This window comes from Actinotalea ferrariae (genome assembly GCF_019733465.1).
Classification (GTDB): Bacteria; Actinomycetota; Actinomycetes; order Actinomycetales; family Cellulomonadaceae; genus Actinotalea; species Actinotalea ferrariae_A.
The window spans coordinates 1-1495 of the sequence record NZ_JACVQL010000359.1 but is presented as its reverse complement, the minus strand read 5'-3'; the positions used below and the strand labels follow the sequence as shown (position 1 = coordinate 1495).

The window sequence follows — 1495 nt, the reverse complement described above, 5'->3', positions numbered from 1 at the left end:
GGCCGGGCGCGCCGCTGCCGTCGGCGTCCTGGGCCGCCGCCCGGCGCGCGCGGCTGTCGGCGCTGTTCCCCGGGGAGCGCCTCGTCGTGCCGGCCGGCCCCCTGCGGACGCGGTCGAACGACACCGACTACCGGTTCCGCCCGCACTCGGCGTTCGCCCACCTCACGGGGCTCGGCACGGATCAGGAGCCCGACGCCGTCCTCGTGCTGCACCCGGTCGACGACGGCCACGAGGCCGTCCTCTACTTCCGGCCCATGTCGGGGCGGGACACCGAGGAGTTCTTCGCGGACTCGCGCTACGGCGAGTTCTGGGTGGGCGCGCGTCCGACGCTCGCCGACCTCGAGGTCCTCACGGGCATCGCGACCGCCGCCCTCGACGAGCTCGTGGACGCGATCGCCAAGGACGTCGGTCCGGACGGCGTCCGCGTCCGCGTCGTCCCCGGCGCCGACGACGCGGTGACCGCGCAGGTCGACGAGGCCCGCGGGGTCGAGGCCGAGCACGGCGCGCTCGACGCCGAGCTCGCCGAGGCCCTGAGCGAGCTCCGCCTGATCAAGGACGAGTACGAGGTCGAGCAGATGCGCGCCGCCGTCGCGGCGACCGTCGCGGGCTTCGAGCGCGTCGTGCGCAACCTGCGCCGCGCCGTCGAGCACGAGCGCGGCGAGCGCGTCGTCGAGGCGACCTTCGACGGGCACGCGCGCGAGGCGGGCAACGCCGTCGGCTACGAGACGATCGCCGCGGCCGGGAACCACGCCACGACGCTGCACTGGATCCGCAACGACGGCCGCGTGCACACCGGGGAGATGGTGCTGCTCGACGCGGGTGTCGAGGTCGACTCGCTCTACACCGCGGACATCACGCGCACGCTGCCGGTCGACGGCACGTTCACCGAGGTGCAGCGTCGCGTCTACCAGGCGGTCCTGGACGCGGCCGACGCCGCCTTCGCCGTCGCCCGCCCGGGGAGCCGCTTCCGCGACGTGCACGCCGCCGCTATGGAGGTCATCGCCGCACGGCTCGCCGACTGGGGCCTTCTGCCCGGGACGGCCGAGGAGTCGCTCGCGCCCGAGGGGCAGTTCCACCGCCGGTGGATGGTGCACGGAACCAGCCACCACCTCGGCCTCGACGTGCACGACTGCGCGCAGGCGCGGCGTGAGCTGTACCTCGACGCGGTGCTCGAGCCGGGCATGGTGTTCACGATCGAGCCGGGTCTCTACTTCAAGGCCGACGACCTCGCCGTCCCCGAGGAGCTGCGGGGCATCGGCGTGCGGATCGAGGACGACGTCCTCATCACGGCGGACGGCAACGAGAACCTGTCCGCCGCCCTGCCGCGCCGTCCCGACGACGTCGAGGCGTGGATGGGCGGGCTGCTCGAGGGCTGAGCCCGGCCGCTCGGCAGCCGGGCTCCGCGACCGGGCGGGCGGCCCGCGCTCAGCAGCGCGCCCTCAGGACTGCGGGCCGGCCGGGGGCTGCGGCGGGACCGTCGGCGGCTGTTGCGGCG

Annotated in this window: 1 protein-coding gene; it reads left to right on the top strand. The window is 75.3% G+C overall.

Going from position 1 to position 1495, the window contains the following annotated elements:
* A partial coding sequence (locus tag ICW40_RS19755) for an aminopeptidase P family protein (protein ID WP_221655687.1) occupies positions 1–1376 on the top strand: 1376 nt, incomplete at its 5' end.
* Positions 1377–1495 lie beyond the last annotated feature (119 nt).